We start from the raw sequence: 20,879 nt of genomic DNA, 5'->3' as shown, positions 1-20,879 counted from the left end.
ACGGCGAGCTCGATCACCGGCCACCGACCGAGATCGAGGACCACTACTGGCAGCAGCACACTACTACCGAGACTGAACCTGCACTACAGAACAAATGATCGGTCTCTAACAAACCCGGGTCTTGACAGACCCTCCCGCGGCTCGCACTCCCACCCGGGAGGAACGAGCGCTCTTCAACGGTTCGCCAGGACCGCGGCGCGCTATCAACTTGTCAAAAAACCCGTCGCTCCCGGAATCACCCGAGAACTACCTGAATGGTATAACTCACCTCCGACAAGAACACACGTTCGACTCCGTGATACGACGCTCACCCCGCTGATCGCGCTCTTCAACCGCTAGTCCGTCCAATTCATCGCTAGTTCGTCCAGTTCATCGCTGGTCGGTCCGATTCAGCGCTGGTCGAGCGGAGTCGAGACCCTCACTCCGTGGGACCGAACGACCGCACCTTCACCATGTCCAGCATCACCAGGACAGTTCCATCGAGATCGCGGTGCTCGACAAATTCACGTCCGGCGTGGTCGCCGAGGTACCGCGTCGCCATGCGGGAAAGCACCGCAGGCTCGACAGCGGCGAACGTCACGCCACCTTCGACGCTCACGTACGCGTGACCGCCGGTCTCTTGCTAAACGGTGAGGGTCGCCCGCCCTGCTCTACGGAGAAGCTTGGCCTTCAACGAGTCTTCGGAGATCCAGACGACGACTCGTCCTTGGTCGTAGACGTCGTACCGGACCGGTACCGCGAGCGGCGGGTTCGACTTCCGTTCAACCGCGAGGATGCCGACGTGCACATCTCGGAGGAACTCATCGGCTTCTGTCGTAGTCATCTGGGCCACCAGGTCACTCCCCGATAGATTCCGGACTTGTCCATCCATGGTCGTCCCAGCATTGCCGCCTCGCAGTCACTACCGCCAAGTCACTTCAACCGATAGTCCACCGAACTCGCCACATGCACTGGACGAATCTCTATCCGCTCCTCCCGCGAGTCAGTCTCGAGAGCAACGTCGCGCGCAACATCCATCAGCGTCCCCTGGGAAACCGGATCATCGAACTCGTAACCATCAGGAACTTCGATCGTTGCCGTCCTGTGCACGACCTCCACGAGATCGACGCGATACAACGCCATCATTGCCTCCCTGCAAATGCCTATATGCAATCACCCTGTGCCGACACTTCATCCAAGACGACGACCCGCTACTGACGAGCAGGTCGGGTTAATCCACAGTCTGCTCCCGAATTGTCCGACCCCTCTGAGACACTCGCAGGCATGGATGAAGGCGTCTACGAGCGGCTACTAACAAACGATCTGCTGACCAAGCTCGACGGAAGTGCGCTGAAATCGGACATCGCCAAAGTCGACAAAGCAGATCAGGCGCATGTCTTGGCTCGTCACGTCGCCGATGCAGTCTTTCAGCACCTCAGCGCGATCTCAGAGCAGGGCGCGCAACTCGATGCGGCCAATCGAGTCCTCAACCTGCTAGACGCCGCCGACGAATCTGTCGCCGCCCCTGCGCGTCAGCTTTTTCGACTCTTCCAGCCATCACGCCCCGGGGTTACGGATCGGACGAAAGTCCGTCCGTCTACTCCATTGTCAGATGTCGCTTTGCTGACGAATGCTGGCGGCGAACCGTCGATTGGCCACGAACTACCTGCAGAGATCTCATCGGCGGACCGCGTTGACCTCGTCTGCGCGTTCATTCGCTGGAGCGGCGTTCGGCTACTCGAACGCGAGCTGAAGGCGCTCGCAGAGGCCGGCAAGCCGTTTCGGGTCATTACCACGACGTATCTCGGTTCAACCGAGCGCGCGACGCTTGACAGACTCGTCAACGAGTACGGGGCTGAGGTCTGCGTCCAGTACGACGCATTGCGAACCCGACTACATGCGAAATCGTGGCTCTTTCAAAGGGACTCCGGCTACGACACGGCATATATCGGCTCATCGAACCTCTCAAATGCGGCGCTACTGGACGGTGTCGAGTGGAATGTCCGGTTATCACGCATTAGCACTCCGAGCCTCATCGACAAGTTTCAATCAACATTCGAGACCTACTGGAACGAAGATCCGTCGTTCGAGCGTTACGATCCTGACCGGGACCGAGATCGACTCGATGACGCACTTGCCGAAGCCTCCGGAAGTAGATCGAGTGGACGATCGACGCTTACGATCTCGGGACTAGAGGTCCGGCCGTACCCATACCAGCAGATGATGCTCGACGAAATCCGCGCAGAGCGCGAGGTACACGATCGCCATCGAAACCTTGTCGTGGCAGCTACCGGCACGGGGAAGACTGTCCTTGCCGCACTCGACTTCCGGAACCTTGTGCGGGCACCTGGCGAGGGCCTTCGCCTACTGTTCGTTGCCCACAGGCAAGAGATCCTCGAGCAGGCCCGCCGAACGTATCGCGAGGTGCTAGCCGATGCGAACTTTGGCGAGTTGTACGTGAGCGGTGCACGCCCAGAGCGCTGGAACCATGTGTTCGCAAGCATCCAGTCTCTCGCTTCGTACGGAATCGCCAACATTCCTGCTGATCATTTCGACGTGGTCGTGATCGACGAGTTTCATCATGGCGCCGCACCGACGTACCGAGCGGCAACGGATCACCTCGAGCCGCGTGAACTCCTCGGACTCACGGCAACCCCAGAACGAGCCGACGGAATCAATGTTCGAGAGTTCTTCGGCAACCGCATAGCCACCCAACTCAGACTCTGGGATGCCCTCGAAGCGGAGTTACTGTGCCCCTTCCATTACTTCGGAATTGCCGACGGTGTAGACCTCTCAAGATTGACTTGGAAGCGAGGACGGTACGAGCCAGCCGAACTTGACAAGCTCTACACCGGGAACGATGCGCGAGCAGAAATAATCCTCCGTTCGATAGCCAAACAGATTGTCGACCCACGATCGATGCGCGCACTCGGCTTCTGCGTCAGCGTTCAGCACGCCGAGTACATGGCTAAGACGTTCACCGCGGCGGGCATCCCCGCCGTCGTCGTGGACGGAAATACGTCGGACGCGAACCGAATGCGTGCAATCTCGGACCTTAAAGACAAGTCAGTCAACGCAATCTTCTCTGTTGACGTGTTCAACGAGGGACTCGACATTCCCGTTGTCGACACGATTCTCATGCTACGACCAACTGAGAGCATCACGGTCTACCTACAACAACTTGGCCGAGGACTCCGGTTCGCGGAAGGTAAATCTGTTCTCACCGTCTTCGACTTCGTCGGTGCCCAGCGCGAAGAATTCCGCTGGGACCTGAGGTTCCGTGCGATCATCGGCCGGAGTCGAAGTTCGATTTCGTCCGACGTCGAGCAGAACTTTCCAACGTTGCCTTCCGGGTGCAGAATCGTGCTCGACGAAGAGACCCAGAGAACCGTGCTTACCAGCATAAAACGCCAGATGCGAGTTCGTTGGCCGGAGATCGTCGCCGAAGCGCGGTCGCTGCCTGACGCCTCGTTGAGCGAGTTCTTGAACGGCACGGGTATTCCGTTGAGTCAACTAACAAAGCGAGAACGATCGTGGACTTCCCTCAAGCGCGACGCCGGGATATTGACCGACTCCAGTTCGGAACTAGAATCACAAATTCTCGCACGTAACCAAGCCTTCGCGCATGTCAACGACCCCGTCCGGGTATTAGGTTACAGACGGCTACTCCACCAGGACACCCCGTACGTCGACATGCCAGACACTGAGCGGAGACTTGCGGAGATGCTCGTCTTCACGGTCTGGCCAAACGGTGGAAAGTTTTCGACGGTTGACGAAGCTATTTCTGCACTGAGATCGGAACGCGAAGCGCGCGACGAGCTCTTATCCATCACGGATATCACGTTCAACCAGTCACGGCAAACTACGTTCGGACTCCCCGATCGTCCCGAACTCGCCTCGCTCTATGTACACGCGAAATACCAACGGGAGGAGATTCTCGCCGCGCTGGGCGAAGCATCATTTAAGTCGCTTCCCTCCAACTTCCGGGAGGGCGTCAAGTACATCAAGCACCTCAACGTCGACGCGTTCTTCGTAACCCTCGTGAAGAGTGAGAAGGCATACTCGCCGACAACGATGTACCGCGACTATCCGATCAGCAGATCGCTGTTCCATTGGGAGTCGCAGTCGACGACACGACAGGCATCACCAACCGGGCAACGCTACATCCACGGAAACAGTACGGTCCTGCTCTTCGTGCGAACTCACAGGGAAGGAGAATACGGCGTAAATCCCTACACATTCCTCGGCCCGGCAGCGATCTCGGACTACCAAGGCGACCGACCAATCTCGATTGTATGGAAACTTCAGCACGAGATGCCGGCGGAGTTGTTCAACGAAGGAAAGGTGGCTGCGAGTTAGCGCTCACTCCCCCTCAGCGCCCATCCCCTCCGCACTCCACTTCTCCACGACGACCATCCCGGGCACGTCCTTCTTCACTCGCACGCCCGTGACCTTCGACATCTCGTCACCCGCGATCGGGTCAGCGTCGACCTCGACGTCTTCGTAGTCCGTGTCGTCGCCGTCGGTGTCGTCGCCGTCCACGACCCACTCGTCGTCGGTGATGATCGGGATCTCTCCGGTGTCGGCATCGTCGTCGAAGGCACTCTTGTCGTAGTCCATCCCGAGGTACTTGCGCCAGTTGTTCTCATCGGTCAGCCACACGCCGTCGGCGCGAGCCGCGGCCTCAGCGGCGCGGACCTGATCCATCAGAGTGATCGCGCGGCGACGCTGCTCGTCCTCGACGCTGACCGTCGCGTGCTGACGGAACGGGACACCCACCTGGTAGAGCGACGGACTCACCGCGGCGATCGGGAAATCGGTGCCCGCCAGCCGCTCAAAGATCTTCTGCGTCAACGCAAGAGCTGGCTGCGTTGTGACGATCCCATCCAAAATGCTGCCGCGCTGCGCCTCGCGTTCGGCGGCCTTCGCCGCTTCCCACTCGTTGATCTGGCGCTCCAGATCCGCATGCTCGCCCTTGAGGACGCCGGGCGTCCGATACGAAACCTTGTCGACGAAACTCTGTGCCACGTCGTCGATGTCGAAACCGTCGACGGCATCAGCGGCGATCCGGGAATGGAACAACACCTGCAGGAGGAGGTCGCCCAACTCGGACTTCAACTCGTCACGCGAACCGTGGTCGATCGCGTCGAGCAACTCGTAGACCTCTTCGACGAGATACCTGCGCAACGAATCGTGAGTCTGCCGCTGCTCCCACGGCCCCGTCCGACGCAGCCGGTCCATCAGGTCGACGGCATACAGAATGATGCTGCCCTTGACCGGATCGCCCTGGATGACGCGCTCGCCTGCATCGATTCGCGTGCGCACCGCCGGATGGCGTCGGTCCGACGAGAGAAGCACGTCGTAATGCTGTGCGTCGTCGCCCACGAGAACGTAGTCCGGCAACTGCCACAACAGATTCGGATGGACCTCTTCTGTCACGGCGATCGTCGCCGACATCAGCCCGACAGCGCCCGCAGGCACCATGTCGGGCCGCGACGGATCGAGCAGAACGACGGGCATGTGTGTACTCCTCCCAGAGAAAACTCTGTCAGGAAGACCTTAGTCGGTATTGCGACGAAGATTGAGTGCCAACGCGCGGTACGTGGGTCTCGACTCCGCTCGACCAACGGGCGGGGGTCTCGACTTCGCTCGACCGGCAGGAGGGGTCTCGACCAGCGAGGAGACTTCAGGAAGCTTCGGCCTCGAGGGCAGTGACCACGGCACGCAGAGCCGGGTCGTCTTCGCTGCTGCGCCGCCAGACCGCGTGGACGATCCGTCGCGGAGCCTGCGCCAACGGTCGGAGCTCGACGCCGGCAGGCGGGCGTGGGCGGGCGAGCCGCGGGATCAGCGCGACGACATCACCGGACGCGACCAACGCCATCTGCGTGCTGAAATCGTCGACGGTGTGGACGACGTCGGGTTCGGCGGCGCTCCCGGCGAACATCCGCTGAAACCATTGCCGGCACACCGTTCCCGGCGGCGAAGTCACCCACCGGCAGCCTGCAAGGTCGGCCAGATCGATCGGTTCCGTCGCTGCGGCCAAAGGGTGACCGGCCGGAACTGCGAGGTCGCCGACATCGGTGTGCAACAGCGACGGCCGGACGCCCGCCGACACCGGAGTCGGCACCCCGTCGGCGTCGTGCACCAACGCCAGATCGGCCCCGCCCGACTCCACCGCGTACACCGCGGGCACCGGGTCGGCCTCGACGATCTCGACACGAAGATCCGGACAGTTGACCGCCAGACGCGCCAACACCGGTGCCACGATCCCGCGGACCGCCGTCGAGAACGCCACGATCCGGAACGTCCCGCGAGGGACGCCTGCATCCGCCGACCGCGCCGCCGACACCGACTGCTCCAGCGCGTTGACGACGGTCGGCACGGTCTCGACCAGAGCTCGCCCGGCCGCCGTCAACACCACGCGGCGTCCCGCGGGCGACACCAGTCGCACACCGACGTCGGTCTCGAGGCGTTTGATCTTCTGGGAGATGGCCGACGCCGTGTACCCGAGATCGTCGGCGACCCGGTTCATCGTCCCCAAGTCTGCGAGCGCGCGGAGCGCCTGAAGTGCCGACACATCGATCATGAAGTGATCGTAAACAATGTGTCGTAGAACTGTTCTCTTGTCGTTGACGATGATCGCCATGACAATGGTCCTATGATGCTCGCGCCCGCTGCCGCCCATGCCTTCGGCACCAACCTCGTCGCCGTCCCGACGCCGATGAAGCCCGACTTCTCGATCGACGAGTCCGGGTTCAAATCCATGGTCAAGCATCTGGTGAAGAACAAGTGCGACGGCATCGTCGTCGCCGGGACCACCGGCGAGTCCCCCACCCTCTCCGAAGACGAACTGGCACACCTGATCCGGTCGGCCGCGTCGAAGACGAAAGGCCGCGCCCGGATCATCGCAGGCGTCGGCACCAACGACACCATGTCGACCGTCCGTCGCGCCCGCCTCGCCGCAGCAGCAGGCGCAGACGCACTGCTCGTCGTCACCCCGTACTACTCACGGCCGTCGCAGCTCGGCGTCGCCACCCACCTCCGCGCAGTCGCCGACGCCACCGACCTCCCGGTCATGCTCTACGACGTCCCCCACCGCACGGGACTCCCGCTCGCGACGTCGACCCTGTACGACCTGGCGCAGCATCCGAACATCCTGGCAGTGAAGGACGCGACGGGCGACATCGCCCAGGCCATGGCGGTCATGGCCGACTGCCCGATGGCCTACTACTGCGGCACGGACGGCCTCAACCTGCCGTATCTGTCGGCAGGCGCCACCGGTGTGGTCAGCGTCGTCGGTGCCGTCCGCTCGGCCGAGAACGCGGCACTGATCAAGGCGATCACCGACCACGATCTACCGACAGCGCGGGAGATCAACCGCGACCTGATCCCCGCAGCCACCGCATTGAACTCGATCGCCACCGGCGGCGCGGTCGCTGCGAAGGTCGCGCTCCGCGAACTCGGCGTCATCGCTCACACGACCGTCCGTCCGCCCCTCACTGAGGCGACACCGGACGAGGCCGCGCAGATCGTCGCGGCGTTGGCTGTGCATGCGGAGACCTCAGTTCGATCTGCGTGACGCCGACTGCATCGAGCCTGCGGCGCCACCGACGATCGTGAGTGACGATCAGGACGGCGCCCGCGTAGTCGTCTAACGCTGCTTCCAGTTCGTCGACGAGTTCCGGCGCGAGGTGGTTCGTCGGCTCGTCAAGCAGCAGCACGTCACTTGGCGCGTCGACGACGATGGCGAGATCGAGCCTGCGGCGTTGGCCGACAGACAGTTCACACACCCTGCGCCGCAAGCTTGTGGTGTCGAGCAACCCCAACGAACACAGACGGTCCTCGGCGTCGTCGATGTACCTGCCTGTCGCACAGGCGAACTCGCTGACAGCTGTCCGGCGAGTCGGCGCCGACAGGTCTTGCCCAAGCCATGCGATACGCACTCCGGCCGCCACCACGACGTCGCCGCGAACCTCGCCCGCCACCGCCCGAAGCAGCGTCGTCTTACCGGCCCCGTTGTCTCCGGAGACAAGCACGCGGTCGCCCGCCCTGATGTGTAGTCCACGGACGGACAACAAGTCGGACGCCTCTTTTGCGCCAGTGAATCCAGGAGTGAACTGGAGCAGTTCGGGTGGCCGAGCCGCAGGCTCCTCATGAAGGCGTGCCAAGCGTTCCTTCGCCATCCGGATCCGTCCCGCACTGCCATGATCACGACTCCGTGCACGAAACGCACCGTTTCCGAACCCCGGCTTCTCCCTCTTCCGTGGAATCTGGTCGAGCCGGAAAGAGTTGGCCTCCACCAACTCCGCACAACGTCGGACCTCGTCGCACCACACCTCATACCGCTCACGGGCCACGCGCCGACTGGTGGCACGCGCACGCAGGTAGCCTGCATAGCCGTCACCGTGCCTACGCAGTCGGCCTCCTTCTACGACCACGATGTCGGCCGACATCGCGTCGAGGAGTTCCCGATCGTGGGTGACGACGACGAACGCGCCGCGATGTGCCGCCAGCCGACCTTCCAACCAGTCGACGGCTGCATCGTCGAGGTCGTTCGTCGGCTCGTCCAGAAGCAGTAGTTCGGAGTTCGACGCCAGGACAGCGGCCAACGCCAACCGAGCACGCTCGCCTCCCGACAGCGTCGCGACCGGACGCTCGCGATCGACGTCACCGAGTCCGAGCTGCTGCAGCCCTGCGGCGAGACGCAGATCGACCGCATAGCCGTCCCGTGCATCGAAGGCGTCCAGTAGGTCGCCGAGACGGTCAAGCAGTAGCTGGTCATCGTTGCCGGCGAGTGCGGCTGCGGTAGCAGCTATTTCACGCTCCAGCTCACGAATGTCACCCAGCAGGACATCGATGGCAGCAGCCACCGTCGTGCCTGACGCGAACTCCGGACGCTGTTCCGCAAACCCGATGCCTCCCGGGACCGCGACGCTGCGCACACCGCCGTCTACCGGAACGATTCCCGCGATCGTCTTCAGAAGCGTCGACTTTCCGGACGCGTTGTCGCCGATCACCGCGAGACGGTCACCAGGCCCGACGACGAGATCGACACCGTCGAGCACCGGGGCGGAATCGAAGCGGACCGAAACGTCATGCAGGGCGCATTCGCGATGCGATCGGCCTTTGGAATGGATTGTTGTACAAGACAGTCGGGTCATCAGATGACCTCTCTGCGCAGCATGAACGCAGCGCACGGTGGGAATCGGATACGAAGAGCCCGCCGCGGACCTTGGTCAACGCGACGGTCAGTCGAAAATCAGAGTTCCCACACGATGCAACGTACGCCCATCACATCGCCGGCCGCCACTGAATATTCACGCTGAACGATTCGCGGAAGCGTATGCGCCCGGCGACATCCCGATGGTTGCGGTGAAGTCCCGACTCAGATGAGCTTGGTCGGCATAACCGAGGTCCGCGGCGAGTGCGGCCCAGTCTGGTGCGCGTCCGTCGCGGACCCGCTCGGCAGCATCGATGAGTCGGAACCGGCGGATCACCCAGGTCGGCGAGACCCCCGCGCACGAGGTGAACATCCGCTGCAGCGTGCGGGACGTGACCCCGCCGAGGCTCGCGAGCTGTCCAACGGTGCCGATGGACCGGTCCTGCTCAGCAACGGCCGCGATGAGCGAGACCTCCCTGGCACGGTCGATACGCGACTGCGGCCGACTGTCCAACAACCGGATCAGCGCATCGCCGATGAGCTTCGCCCGATCCGAACCCCATGAACGGTCGGCGACCGCCAACGGCAGCCGATCCTCGACTGCCAGAACGTCGGTGAGTTCCACGTGCGTGTCGTTGACCGCCTGGACGTCGTCTATCCACGCGCCGAACCCGCCCGTCGTCGACTTCGCCGCGACGTTCCACCCCGTCCCGCTCAGCGTCCGGACCGTCAGTGCAGTAGTGACGCCGTTGAACTTCGCAGCCAGCGGGTACGGACCGGGCAGCGGATCGTCGCCCGGCGGCGGCGCCGTCCCGACACTCACATTCACCGCAGGAGTCGCCAGCACCGGCTGTCGGTGACTCTCGCCCGCGGGAAGGTCCCAGCGGACCGACCAGAACCATTCGATCAAGCCCTCGAGTTCCGGCGGCGCCGGGTACCGGTCGAAGTCGACGACGCGGAACATGCGGGCTGGTTGGAGGATTCCGCGCGTGTGGTCGTCGAAGGGCGGTCGGTCGGCGGCGGGCACGAGGTGAGCGTAGCGCGAGCTGTCTCGCAGACCCTTCGACTCGCTCCGCTCGCTCAGGACGGCTGAGAACTGTCGCGAATCTTCAAGAGACGACCCGCCGCCAGTCGTAGCGTCGACGGCATGGACACCTCAGTAGCCCTCATCCGCACGCTCGACCAACTCGCCGACCTCCTCGACCAGGCGGCCGACACACCGCCGGACTCCCCCACACCGTGCACCGACTTCGACGTCGCAGCACTCCGCCATCACATCGTCGGATGGCTCACCGCCTTCACCGACGGCTACACCTCGGACGACCACACATGCAGCGACCCTGACGTCGTCACCGTCGACGGCAGCGGCGCCGACCAAGTCCGCGACGCCGCCGCACGACTCCGAAAGGCCCTTCCCGACGCGCTCGCGAACCCGCTGAAGATCGGCGGAGCCGGGATGCCCGGCGACATGGCCGCCTCCATGATCCTGTGGGAGTACCAGATGCACGGCTGGGACCTCGCGCAAGCCGCAGGCCTCGAATGGAACCCCGACGACGAAGCCCTCGAGGCGTCGCTCGAATTCGCACCCGCAATGCTGACACCCGACTTCCAAGGCGAAGGGAAGTCGTTCGCACCTGCCGTTGTGGTGGCCGAGACGGCGTCGCCGCTGGAGCGCTTGGTCGGGCTGTCCGGGCGCCGGGCTATGTAGGGAGGGGGTCTCGACTCCGCTCGACCAGCAGAGCTGTCTCGCAGACTCCGCTCGACCAGCAAAGCTGTCTCGCAGACTCCGCTCGACCAGCAAGCTGTCTCGACTCCGCTCGACAAACAGGGGCCGGAACCTACGACTCCAGGGGCGCGATCGCTTGGAGGAAGCCGACGACGTAGTCGATCAGCTCCGAGTCGCGGAGACGGGGCGAGCCGACACTGCCGGTACGCGGGATCGGGAGGGTCACGGTGTGCGTCGTCGCGCGGTAGCTCGCCGACGAGAACATCCGCTTGAGCCGGATCTGTTGGCTGTCCAACAGGATCATCGGCGTGACCTTCACCGACTGCCCGGCAAGACCGACCTCGGTGACCCCGCGCTCACGGCACCGCAACCGCAGACGTGCGATCGCCGCAAGACGTTGCGTCTGCTCCGGCGGAGGACCATAACGGTCGGTGAGTTCGGCCAGGACTTCGTCGACGTCCGCGTCGCTGCTCGCCGACGCGAGCTTCCGATACGCCTCCAGTCGCAGCCGATCCGCCTCAACGTACTCGGTCGGGATGTGCGCGTCGACCGGCAGATCGATCCGCACCTCCGACGACTCCTGCGTCTCGATCGGCGTGCCGTCGGCGGCAGCTCGATACGCTTCGACGGCCTCACCGACCAGACGGACGTACAAGTCGAAGCCGACCCCGGCGACGTGCCCGGACTGCTGCGCGCCAAGCACATTGCCCGCACCGCGCAACTCCAAGTCCTTCAACGCGACAGCCATGCCCGCGCCCAACTCGTTGTTCTGCGCGATCGTCGCAAGGCGGTCGTAGGCGGTCTCGGTCAGCGGCTTGTCACCGCTGTACAGCAGGTACGCGTAGCCGCGCTCTCGTGAACGACCCACGCGGCCACGCAACTGGTGCAGCTGCGAGAGACCGAAGTTCTCGGCGTGGTCGACGATCAACGTGTTCGCATTCGAGATGTCCAGACCGGTCTCGATGATCGTCGTGCACACGAGCACGTCGTACTCGCGGTTCCAGAACGCGTCGACCGTGCTCTCCAACTGGGCCTCGCCCATCTGTCCGTGTGCGACGACGACCCGCGCCTCCGGGACCAGCGCAGCGATGTCCCGCGCCGTCTTGTCGATCGACGACACCCGGTTGTGGACGAAGAACACCTGCCCGTCACGCAGGAGTTCGCGGCGGATCGCGGCGCCGACCTGCTTCGGCGAGTACGCGCCGACATAAGTCAGCACCGGGTGCCGTTCCTCCGGCGGGGTGAGAATCGTCGACATCTCGCGGATACCCGCCATCGACATCTCGAGGGTTCGCGGGATCGGCGTCGCCGACATCGTCAACACGTCGACGTGGGTGCGCAGCGACTTGATGTGCTCCTTGTGCTCCACACCGAACCGCTGCTCCTCGTCGACGATCACGAGGCCAAGGTCCTTCCAGCGGACACCGGTCTGCAGTAGACGGTGGGTGCCGATGACGATGTCGACTTCGCCGTCGGCCATCTGCGCGAGGATCTCCTTGGACTCCGCCGGATCGGTGAAGCGCGACAGCCCGCGCACCTTGACCGGGAAGCCCGCCATCCGCTCGGCGAACGTCTGCATATGCTGCCCGGCGAGGATCGTCGTCGGCACGAGCACCGCGACCTGTTTTCCGTCCTGCACGGCTTTGAACGCCGCACGCACCGCGATCTCAGTCTTGCCGTAACCGACGTCGCCGACGACGACGCGATCCATCGGGACCGGCTTCTCCATATCGGCTTTGACTTCGGAGATCACGGTCATCTGGTCGACGGTCTCGGTGTAGTCGAACGCGTCTTCCATCTCGCGCTGCCACGGGCTGTCCGGGCTGAACTGAAAGCCGGGAGCCGCGTGCCGTGCCGCGTACAACTGCACGAGTTCGCCCGCGATCTCACGGACCGCCTTACGCGCCTTCTTCTTCGTATTCGCCCAGTCGGACCCGCCGAGCTTCGACAACGACGGCTGTTCGCCGCCGACGTAGCGGGACAACTGGTCGAGCGACTCCATCGGGACGAACAGTCGATCGCCCGGCTGGCCGCGCTTGCCCGGCGCGTACTCGATGACGAGGTATTCGCGGCGCGCACCTGAGACGGTCCGCTCGATCATCTCGACGAACTTGCCGATGCCGTGCTGGTCGTGGACCACCATGTCGCCCGCAGCCAGCGCGAGAGGATCCACCTGGTTGCGACGCTTGGCAGGCAGGCGGCGACCGTCTTTCACACCGGTCACGCGCGCGCCGGTGATGTCAGCCTCGGTCGCGATGACGAGCCTGTCGTCATCGGAGTCCAGTCCCAACGTCAACCCGCGCCGGAGTGTGCCGTGATAGACGGCGACCGCGTCCGCAGGCGGTTCCACTCCGGAATCCATCAGCCGCGCAGGCACTTCCGCCTCACCGAGGCGTTCGACGAAACGCGTGGCCGTCCCTCGCCCCGCGGCCACGATCGCCGCCCGACCGCCCGCCGCGAGCTGCGCCCGCAGCGACGCCATGAGAGCGGCGAGTTCCTTCTCGTCGCCGTGCGGGGCGGGCCCCGGCTCGACGTTCAAGACGAGCTCCTCGCCGACGCCCGATGCCAGGGGGCTCAACGTCCACCACGGATGACCGGCCTGGACGGTCACCGATTCGACCTCGTCGACCGGTCGGTACGCACTCGCCGTGAGGTCGACGGCGCGAGCGTCGACGGGCGCGTCCGCGCCGAGCGCCGCCGCGTTCCACGACGCCTCGAGGAACTCCTCGCCCGTCCGAGCGAGGTCGGCGGCGCGAGTACGGACTTTCTCCGGGTCCAGGATCAGGACGCGGACTCCGTCGGGCATCACTTCGGTGAGCAGCTGCATCTCGCCGTCGACGAGCGCCGGGATCAGCGCCTCCATCCCTTCGACGGGGATGCCCTCGGCGAGCTTGGTCAGCATCTCGCGGAGAGCTTCGTCCGACGTGGTGTCGGCGAGCTCGGACGCCCGGTCGCGCACCTGCGCCGTCAACACGAGTTCACGACACGGGTGGACCTGGACGTTGGAGCAGTCGACCTCCGGCTGTGTCCGCTGGTCTGCGACCGAGAACGCACGCATCTCGGTGATCTCGTCGCCCCAGAACTCGACACGCACCGGGTAGTCGGCTGTCGTCGGGAAGACGTCGAGGATCCCGCCGCGCACCGCGAACTCACCACGACGACCGACCATGTCGACGCGCTCGTACGCCATCTCCACGAGTTGCTCGATCAGCAACTCGAACTCGAACTCGATCCCCTCCGACAAGGTGACCGTGCGCAGGTTGCCCAGCCCCGGCGCCATCGGCTGAACCAGCGACCGCACCGTCGTCACCACCACTGAGAGACCTGTGGTCCCCGGCGTGGCCAACCGATGTAGGACCGCCAGACGCGCACCGACCGTGTCGGCGCTCGGCGACAGCCGCTCGTGCGGCAGCGTCTCCCAGGACGGAAACTGCGCGACCGAGTCGGCCCGCGGCAACAACTCGGAGAGTTCGGCGGTGAGGTCGTCGGCCTCGCGACCGTTCTCCGCCACGACCAGCACCGGAGCCTCGTCGACGGCGGCCAGTGCTGCCACCAGAAAAGGTCGCACAGCATCCGGCGCGCTCACGTCGAGGCGAGTCTCGGCGGCCCGTTCCCTGATCTGCGAGAACGCGTTGTCGCGCAGTGCGAAAGCAGTCAGTCCGGACAGAGTCGTCCCAGGGGTTTCTTCAGAGGTCGCCACTCGACTCAGTCTATTCGTGCGAGTCGGCTGCGCGAAGTCGAGCGGGGTCACCTGCTGATCGAGTGGAGTCGCCGGCCGATCGAGCGGCTCCCTGCTGACCGAGCCCCACTGCTGGTCGAGCGGACCTCCCTGCCGATCGAGCCCCCACTGCCGATCGAGCGGAGTCGAGATCCGGTCTCGACTCCGCTCGACAAACGGCCAACCAACGGGCACATCACTCGAACAGCGGCGCGCCCAGATAGGAACCGTCCCGAGCACCGGGGAGCATCGCGTAGACGGCTGAACCGATCGGTGACGTCCACTCGTTCAGGTCGTCGTGATCAGCGAGCCGCTGCTGGACCGGAACATACTGCGCGACAGGATCCCGCTGGTAGGCGGCGAAGATCAGACCACTGTCCGAAGTGTCGTCGCCGCCGGCCGGGGGAAGGTCGTAACTGTACGGCCGCCGGAGAAACTGCTCCCGATCTGATCGTTGATGCGCCCGCGCGATGTGCGACGACTCCGGGATCACCGGAATGCCGCCCTTGGTCGCAGTGAACACCGGATCGTCGGTCTCGACGTCACCGGTCAACGGCGCACCGTTGTCGAGGGTCCGCCCCATCGACAGTTCCCGACTTGGCCGATCGACGGCCTCCCACGTGTCCATGTTCATCGCGATCCGGCGGAGCACCAAAGACGTTCCACCCGCCATCCACGACTGCTCCGAGCCGTCGTCCCACACGAGGTCGTCATATCTGCCCTCGGCCGGTTGGACGGTACCGTCGACCTGCCCGAAGAGGTTGCGTTTGTGGTGGAACCCCTGCTGCATCCAGCGCACGCGGGTGCGACGCCGAACCGGCGCGACGACCATGCGCACCGCGTGCGCGAGCGTCATCGGATCGTCGCAGGCGACGGCCACGACCACGTCGGTCTGCCCCCACCGCTCGTGCAATCGGTCGATCCCGAACGCAGGCAACGGTTGACACCACGACGGCTTCTTCGCCGCGAGCGCCCCGGACGCGAACGCCCGCGGACCGAGACCCACCGCGATGGACAGTCGCGCCGGGTCGACTGCGAGTTCCGGTTCGGTGTCGGAGAACCCGGACCGCCCTTGCGTGAGGTTGGCGGCGTCCTGAGTCCACATCCGCAGAATCCCCTGCAGTGCCGAGTGATCTGTGGGATCGAGGAGGTCGAGTCCGACGAAGTCGACGTGCGACTGCATCGGAGTGACGATCCCGGACTGGTGGTCACCGAAGAACGGCAGCGTCGAGCCGGCAGCCGACGGCTCGGACAGTTCATGTCCGACGCCGACGGCTGCCGCGCCCACACCGAGGCCTGCAAGACCGACTCCGCCGGTCAGCAGCGTTCTCCGGGAGAACCGGGTCAACTGTGCTCGCCGTGGTCTCGACTCCGCTCGACCGGCGGAACGGACACGGTCGGCGAGGACGAAGCACCGGACGGCGAGTAGTTCTCTTGATTCCCGTCGAAGTCGCGGGCGAGGGCTTCGATCGTCTCGGTGGACCCGTCGTCGAACCTGGCGGTGATGGTCGCGAGGTCACCGGAACGGATCGGTGCCGTGACACCCATCAGCATGAAGTGCTCGCCGCCGGGGTCGAGCGTCACCGATCCGTCGGCCGGGACGACGATGCCGCCCTCGACTTCGCGCATGCTGGTGGCGCCGCCCGACTCGACGACTTCGTGCAGCTCCACCATCTTGGCGACATCGCTGGACGCGCCGACGAGTCGGATGTCGTGGTCGGACGAATTCTCGATTACTGCGAACGCTGACGTCATTCCGTTGTCGGCGGCGGGGTCGTCGGTCGCTTTGATCCACGGTTGCGACACAGTGATCGCGTCGGCGTCCGACGCATCGTCGGTGCCGGTGGAACAGGCGGTGATCAGGGTGGCGGACAGAAGGGCGGATGCCGCGAGCGCGGTCAGTCCGGCCGAGCGCAGCAAGTAGCGCCGTGCCATGAGGTCTCCTCAAATGAGCAAGGTGTGAAAGGAAAGAGTCTGGGTCTTCACACCATTGCTGGAGGGCCTCGCACGCCCGACACCGACTGCAGGGCGCGGGAGTACGCCGTCTCGACTGCCGGCGCCGGCACGGTCGGGGCGATGTCGTCGGTCGCGAAGCCCTCCGCGAAGCCGAGTACGACGGCGACCTGGGATCCGTACGAATGCGCGAGGCATTCCGCGACGACGAGGACGCCGACCGCGGCGGGCAGAGCCACGACGTGCCAGGCGAGCATCGAGGCACCGGGAGCCATAGACCCGTGACCGAGCATGGCGAGCGAGATGTGTGCAGCCGCCTGTCCGCCGACGAGGGCCGCAGCAGTCGCTGTCCAGCCTGTGCCGACGAACCGTCGCCCGCCGCGCGTCTGTGCGCCCTTGACTTGGCCCGCGCGGACCACTCCGACGACGACCGCGAGCGACAGAAGAATCACCACATGCGACGTCGCAGGCCCGTGTGCACCGAACCCGCCGCCGAAACCGTGAGCCGCGATGCCCAGTATCGCCGACACCACGGCCGCCAAGACCCCGTGAGTCGCCGGGTCAGCCGGCGAATCAGCAGAGGTCAGACGGATATGCACGCTACTCAGCCTACCAACCGGGTCTCCTGCGTTGATCGGAGATTCCGCTCCGATCAGGGATGTCGAGCAGGCTTCCCGAGATCCAAGTGCATATAGACGACGCCGACCCAGCGCCCGAACTTGTAACCGACGCTCGGCGTCCGACCGGCTTCGACGAATCCGGCTTTCGTGTGAAGCGCAATCGAACCGGGCGCTTCTTCGGAGATCACGGCCATTACGTGCCGGATTCGGGAGGGGTCGATCGCGTCGATCATCGTGCGCAACAGGCGACTGCCGACTCGTCGACCCGCAGCGTCGGGCCTCAGGTAGATGCTGTTCTCCGCCGTGAACGACCACCCCGACTTCCCGCGGTACGGGCCGAGGCGCGAGAAGCCGAGGACGCCGGGAGCGATGTCCGGGTCTTCGGCAACCAGGAACGGCAGGCCACGTGACCGGCAGGCCGCCAGACGTTCCCGCCACGTCTCGACGTCGGGGGCCTCGTGATCGAAGCTGGCCGTCGACGTCTCGACATAATGGCGGTAGATGTCGGCGACCGCTGCACAGTCGTCCGCGGTCGCGTCCCGCATCGTGAGCATCCCTCGATTGTTCCGCACATCGAGGCGATTACACTGCTGGGAATGGCCGAGCCCGAACAAGATCACATCGCCGTCACTGACGAGAGTCGCTTGAAGACCGGTCTCCGCCCACGACATCTCGTGATGATGAGTCTCGGTTCGGCGATCGGCGCAGGCCTCTTCGTCGGGTCCGGCGAGGGCATCGCGCTGGCCGGCCCGGCCGCCCTCGTCGCGTACGCGATCATCGGTCTGATCATCGTCTCGGTGATGCGGATGCTCGGTGAGCTCGCCGCAGCCGACCCGAATCCTGGCGCCTTCTCGTATTACGTAGGCAAAGCACTCGGGTCCGGAGCCGGCTTCATGATGGGCTGGCTGTGGTGGGTTCAGATGACGCTCGTCGTCTCGGCGGAAGCCCTCGCCGCAGCCGAGGGGCTCAACTCGCTGGTCGGAGTCCTCCCCGCATGGTGGTGGGCACTCATCTTCATGGTGGTGTTCACGCTTCTCAATCTGAGCGGCGCAGCGAACTTCGGCGAACTCGAGTTCTGGCTGGCACTGGTGAAGATCGTGTTCATCGTCGTATTCCTTGCGATCGGCGCCGCGTACCTGTTCGGGTGGACATCCGAGCCGTCGCCCGGCATGGAGAACGTCGGCGCCATCCTCCCCAACGGGATCGGCGGTGTCACCGCTGCGCTGCTGGTGATCGCCTTCGCATTCGGTGGCATCGAGATCATCGCTGTCGCCGCCGCCGAGACCGACGACCCCGGGCCAAGCGTCACCAAGGCGATCCGCACCATCGTGTGGCGGATCCTCGTGTTCTACATCGGCTCGGTCCTGATCATCATTCTCGTCCTTCCGATCGACGACGACCGATTGCAGTCCGGTCCATTCGTCGGCGTCCTCGAACAGGCCGGGCTGCCCGCCGTTGCGACAACGATGGGAGCGATCATCGTCATCGCCCTGCTGTCGTCGATGAACGTCAACCTGTACGGGGCGTCACGCATGCTCTTCTCTCTCGGGGTGCGCGGCATGGCCCCGACTGTGACCGCCCGCACCGCGTCGAACGGAGTCCCAGTCCGCGCGGTACTCGCCAGCGTCGTCGTCGGGTTCGCGATGGTGCCCGCCAACTACGTGTGGGGCGAGCAGGTGCTCGACCAGCTACTCGCCCTGGTGGGATCGACGCTGCTCGTCACCTGGTTGTCCATCACCGCCGCACAGATCGTCCTGCGACGTCGCGCCGACCGGAACGGGGTGCACCTACCGATGAAGATGTGGCTGTACCCGTATCTGTCGTGGGCCACTCTGATCGCACTCGCCGTCATCGTCGCCCTCGGCCTGTGGACCGAGTCGGTCCGCAGCCAGATCGTTTCGACCGCAGTCCTCGCCGTCGTCCTCTGGGGAGTCGGAACGATCGTTGCTCGACGTCGGAGCGCCGCTGGCGAGGCTACTCCTCGCCACTCCCCGTCTGAGGAGTAGACGACGCTGCAGTGAACGACTCTGCAGTAGAGGTCTGGGGATTCATCGTCTGCGGTACGGGCTCTGTGTAGTCTGCGTCGACCAGCATCGGCGACGGGTCGAGTCGCGTGAGACCGTTCCAGCACAGATTCACCAGGTGTGCCGCAACGACTTCCTTTGCGGGTTCGCGGACGTCCAGCCACCACTGTGCCGTCACGGACACCATCCCGACCAGTGCCTGTGCGTAGAGCGGCGCCAATGCGGGGTCGAACCCGCGCCGATCGAAATCACTCGCCAGGATGTGTTCCACCTGGCTGATGGCGTCGTTCAGGAGACTCGAGTAGCGGGTGTCCCCGTTGTCGCCGTGCGGCGACTCTCCGCGCACCAGGATCCGAAACCCGTCGGTCCGCTCCTCCATGTAGGTGAGAAGCGCGAGCGCTACCTGCTGGATCCGGTACAACGAACGGTTCTTGGTAAGGGACGACGTCACGAGTTCGAGGAGCTTGTCCATCTCGCGGTCGACGACCACAGCGTAGAGACCTTCCTTGCCCCCGAAGTGCTCGTACACGATCGGCTTGGACACTCCTGCACGCTGCGCGATCTCTTCGATCGACGTGCCTTCGAAGCCCCGCTCAGCGAACAGTCCGCGAGCGACCTCGATCAACTGAAGACGACGCTGCGCCCCTGTCATGCGTGCCCGCGGCGCCTTGACGACTTCCTCGTCGCCATTCGCCGGCCTGTCGATAGCCATGCTGGTCAGTCTATCCAGGCCGTCCGCTGGGGTCGGGGCTCGACTCCGCTCGACCAGCGGGATGAGCGTCTTCGTCGTTGATCGAGCGCAGTCGGGACCCGCTGTCCGCGCGCAGTGAGTTACAGCGCGGCCCGCCAACCACGTCGATCGACCGGAGTCGAGATCCGCTCTACGCACGGGGGTCTCGACTTCGCTCGACCGGCGGGGTGGGTGTCTTCGTCGTTGATCGAGCGGAGTCGAGTTCCGCTCTACGCACGGGGGTCTCGACTTCGCTCGACCGGCGGGGTGGGTGTCTTCGTCGTTGATCGAGCGGAGTCGAGATCCGCTGAACGCCCGCAGTGAGCTACAGCGCGGCCCGCGAACCACGTTGATCGAGCGGAGTCGAGATCCGCTCCACGCTCGAGGGTCTCGACTTCGCTCGACCACCAGAAATAACAGTGTGTAGATAGTGGTAGAGCCCCCAACACACGAGTGTGTTGGGGGCTCTACATATGTTTAGCTCGGCGGTGTCCTACTCTCCCACACTGGTTAAGGTGCAGTACCATCGGCGCTGGAGGGCTTAGCTTCCGGGTTCGGAATGGGGCCGGGCGTTTCCCCTCCGCTATAGCCACCGAAACAATATGAAACTATCAACCACCACCAACAGATATTGGTGGTCGTGTGTTGTTTCAGAGGTAGATAGTGGATGCGAGACAACCAAAAGAAGAAGAAACAAATATACTTCGCTTCTCTACAAAATGTTGGTGAGTGTTGTTAGTAAGTCCTCGGCCTATTAGTACCAGTCACCTGAACACATTACTGTGCGTACAGTTCTGGCCTATCAACCCCATGATCTGTAGGGGGCCTTACCCACCCCGAAAGGTGGTGAGAAACCTCATCTTGGAACAGGCTTCCCGCTTAGATGCTTTCAGCGGTTATCCCTTCCGAACGTAGCTAACCAGCAGTGCCCTTGGTAGGACAACTGGCACACCAGAGGTTCGTCCGTCC

Annotated in this window: 17 protein-coding genes and 2 rRNA genes; 4 read left to right on the top strand and 15 right to left on the bottom strand. The window is 64.3% G+C overall.

Translation table 11 applies throughout. The features are described from left to right. Positions 1-418 precede the first annotated feature (418 nt). From L5G32_RS18885 to L5G32_RS18875, 3 genes are all read right to left on the bottom strand, one after another. Complete coding sequence (locus tag L5G32_RS18885; protein ID WP_237012624.1) at positions 419-580, bottom strand: hypothetical protein; 162 nt, start codon at positions 578-580, stop codon at positions 419-421. Positions 581-622: 42 nt separating this feature from the next. Then, entirely contained in the window at positions 623-823 is a 201-nt protein-coding gene (locus tag L5G32_RS18880; RefSeq protein WP_237012623.1) for a pyridoxamine 5'-phosphate oxidase family protein, read from the bottom strand. An 89-nt stretch (positions 824-912) separates the two neighbouring features. Then, complete coding sequence (locus L5G32_RS18875; protein ID WP_237012622.1) at positions 913-1,125, bottom strand: hypothetical protein; 213 nt, start codon at positions 1,123-1,125, stop codon at positions 913-915. A gap of 138 nt (positions 1,126-1,263) precedes the next feature. On the opposite strand from L5G32_RS18875, the gene L5G32_RS18870 reads away from it, so the two are divergent. Further along, the gene (locus L5G32_RS18870; RefSeq protein WP_237012621.1) at positions 1,264-4,338 is read left to right on the top strand and encodes a DEAD/DEAH box helicase; all 3,075 of its coding nucleotides are present in this window, start codon (positions 1,264-1,266) and stop codon (positions 4,336-4,338) included. 3 nt (positions 4,339-4,341) lie between these two features. On the opposite strand, the gene L5G32_RS18865 is transcribed toward L5G32_RS18870, so the two are convergent. Together L5G32_RS18865 and L5G32_RS18860 are read right to left on the bottom strand one after the other, a co-directional pair. Continuing rightward, positions 4,342-5,499: a nucleoside triphosphate pyrophosphohydrolase gene (locus L5G32_RS18865; RefSeq protein ID WP_237012620.1), complete on the bottom strand. Its 1,158-nt coding sequence runs from the start codon at positions 5,497-5,499 to the stop codon at positions 4,342-4,344. Positions 5,500-5,665: 166 nt separating this feature from the next. Then, positions 5,666-6,565 carry a LysR family transcriptional regulator gene (locus L5G32_RS18860; RefSeq protein WP_237012619.1) on the bottom strand — a complete coding sequence of 300 codons (900 nt, stop codon included), beginning with the start codon at positions 6,563-6,565 and terminating at the stop codon, positions 5,666-5,668. A gap of 72 nt (positions 6,566-6,637) precedes the next feature. On the opposite strand from L5G32_RS18860, the gene dapA reads away from it, so the two are divergent. After that, positions 6,638-7,558 (top strand): 4-hydroxy-tetrahydrodipicolinate synthase, encoded by a 921-nt coding sequence (gene dapA / locus L5G32_RS18855; protein ID WP_237012618.1) that lies wholly within the window; start codon positions 6,638-6,640, stop codon positions 7,556-7,558. Here the strand turns inward: dapA and L5G32_RS18850 are convergent. Together L5G32_RS18850 and L5G32_RS18845 are read right to left on the bottom strand one after the other, a co-directional pair. After that, positions 7,476-9,044: an ATP-binding cassette domain-containing protein gene (locus L5G32_RS18850; RefSeq protein WP_237012617.1), complete on the bottom strand. Its 1,569-nt coding sequence runs from the start codon at positions 9,042-9,044 to the stop codon at positions 7,476-7,478. The two genes, dapA and L5G32_RS18850, sit on opposite strands and share 83 nt — an antisense overlap. Before the next feature lie 252 nt (positions 9,045-9,296). Next, positions 9,297-10,166, bottom strand: coding sequence for a helix-turn-helix domain-containing protein (locus tag L5G32_RS18845; RefSeq protein ID WP_237012616.1), 870 nt, complete (start codon positions 10,164-10,166; stop codon positions 9,297-9,299). Between the two features lie 120 nt (positions 10,167-10,286). Between L5G32_RS18845 and L5G32_RS18840 the strand changes: the two genes are divergently transcribed. Further along, positions 10,287-10,847: a TIGR03086 family metal-binding protein gene (locus L5G32_RS18840; RefSeq protein ID WP_237012615.1), complete on the top strand. Its 561-nt coding sequence runs from the start codon at positions 10,287-10,289 to the stop codon at positions 10,845-10,847. A gap of 130 nt (positions 10,848-10,977) precedes the next feature. On the opposite strand, the gene mfd is transcribed toward L5G32_RS18840, so the two are convergent. The 5 genes from mfd to L5G32_RS18815 form a co-directional block, all read right to left on the bottom strand. Then, complete coding sequence (gene mfd, locus L5G32_RS18835; RefSeq protein WP_237012614.1) at positions 10,978-14,565, bottom strand: transcription-repair coupling factor; 3,588 nt, start codon at positions 14,563-14,565, stop codon at positions 10,978-10,980. Positions 14,566-14,779: 214 nt separating this feature from the next. Continuing rightward, positions 14,780-15,931 carry a Dyp-type peroxidase gene (locus L5G32_RS18830; RefSeq protein WP_237012613.1) on the bottom strand — a complete coding sequence of 384 codons (1,152 nt, stop codon included), beginning with the start codon at positions 15,929-15,931 and terminating at the stop codon, positions 14,780-14,782. Continuing rightward, positions 15,928-16,518, bottom strand: coding sequence for a copper chaperone PCu(A)C (locus tag L5G32_RS18825; RefSeq protein WP_237012612.1), 591 nt, complete (start codon positions 16,516-16,518; stop codon positions 15,928-15,930). Before L5G32_RS18825 ends, L5G32_RS18830 begins: the two co-directional genes overlap by 4 nt. Before the next feature lie 47 nt (positions 16,519-16,565). Then, positions 16,566-17,135, bottom strand: coding sequence for a hypothetical protein (locus tag L5G32_RS18820; protein ID WP_237012611.1), 570 nt, complete (start codon positions 17,133-17,135; stop codon positions 16,566-16,568). Positions 17,136-17,188: 53 nt separating this feature from the next. Beyond that, a complete protein-coding gene (locus L5G32_RS18815) occupies positions 17,189-17,710 on the bottom strand; it encodes a GNAT family N-acetyltransferase (RefSeq protein ID WP_237012610.1) in 522 nt (173 codons plus the stop codon). 42 nt (positions 17,711-17,752) lie between these two features. Here L5G32_RS18815 and L5G32_RS18810 point away from each other — a divergent pair, with 42 nt between their 5' ends. After that, entirely contained in the window at positions 17,753-19,162 is a 1,410-nt protein-coding gene (locus L5G32_RS18810; protein WP_237012609.1) for an amino acid permease, read from the top strand. On the opposite strand, the gene L5G32_RS18805 is transcribed toward L5G32_RS18810, so the two are convergent. From L5G32_RS18805 to L5G32_RS18795, 3 genes are all read right to left on the bottom strand, one after another. Further along, positions 19,131-19,892 (bottom strand): TetR/AcrR family transcriptional regulator, encoded by a 762-nt coding sequence (locus L5G32_RS18805; protein WP_237012608.1) that lies wholly within the window; start codon positions 19,890-19,892, stop codon positions 19,131-19,133. The two genes, L5G32_RS18810 and L5G32_RS18805, sit on opposite strands and share 32 nt — an antisense overlap. A 498-nt stretch (positions 19,893-20,390) precedes the next feature. Beyond that, positions 20,391-20,507 (bottom strand): 5S ribosomal RNA (rrf, locus tag L5G32_RS18800). Between the two features lie 137 nt (positions 20,508-20,644). Beyond that, positions 20,645-20,879, bottom strand: a 23S ribosomal RNA gene (locus L5G32_RS18795); the annotation flags it as partial.

This window comes from Gordonia zhenghanii, from assembly GCF_021738965.1.
Classification (GTDB): domain Bacteria; phylum Actinomycetota; class Actinomycetes; order Mycobacteriales; family Mycobacteriaceae; genus Gordonia; species Gordonia zhenghanii.
The sequence above is the reverse complement of the archived record's forward strand: the minus strand, read 5'-3'. Positions and strand labels throughout refer to the sequence as shown.

Coding starts and splice junctions, on each gene's coding strand:
- L5G32_RS18880 (WP_237012623.1), bottom strand. CDS start 823: ATGACTACGACAGAAGCCGATGAGTTCCTCCGAGATGTGCACGTCGGC.
- L5G32_RS18875 (WP_237012622.1), bottom strand. CDS start 1,125: ATGATGGCGTTGTATCGCGTCGATCTCGTGGAGGTCGTGCACAGGACG.
- L5G32_RS18870 (WP_237012621.1), top strand. CDS start 1,264: ATGGATGAAGGCGTCTACGAGCGGCTACTAACAAACGATCTGCTGACC.
- L5G32_RS18865 (WP_237012620.1), bottom strand. CDS start 5,499: ATGCCCGTCGTTCTGCTCGATCCGTCGCGGCCCGACATGGTGCCTGCG.
- L5G32_RS18860 (WP_237012619.1), bottom strand. CDS start 6,565: ATGATCGATGTGTCGGCACTTCAGGCGCTCCGCGCGCTCGCAGACTTG.
- dapA (WP_237012618.1), top strand. CDS start 6,638: ATGATGCTCGCGCCCGCTGCCGCCCATGCCTTCGGCACCAACCTCGTC.
- L5G32_RS18840 (WP_237012615.1), top strand. CDS start 10,287: ATGGACACCTCAGTAGCCCTCATCCGCACGCTCGACCAACTCGCCGAC.
- L5G32_RS18825 (WP_237012612.1), bottom strand. CDS start 16,518: ATGGCACGGCGCTACTTGCTGCGCTCGGCCGGACTGACCGCGCTCGCG.
- L5G32_RS18815 (WP_237012610.1), bottom strand. CDS start 17,710: ATGCTCACGATGCGGGACGCGACCGCGGACGACTGTGCAGCGGTCGCC.
- L5G32_RS18810 (WP_237012609.1), top strand. CDS start 17,753: ATGGCCGAGCCCGAACAAGATCACATCGCCGTCACTGACGAGAGTCGC.
- L5G32_RS18805 (WP_237012608.1), bottom strand. CDS start 19,892: ATGGCTATCGACAGGCCGGCGAATGGCGACGAGGAAGTCGTCAAGGCG.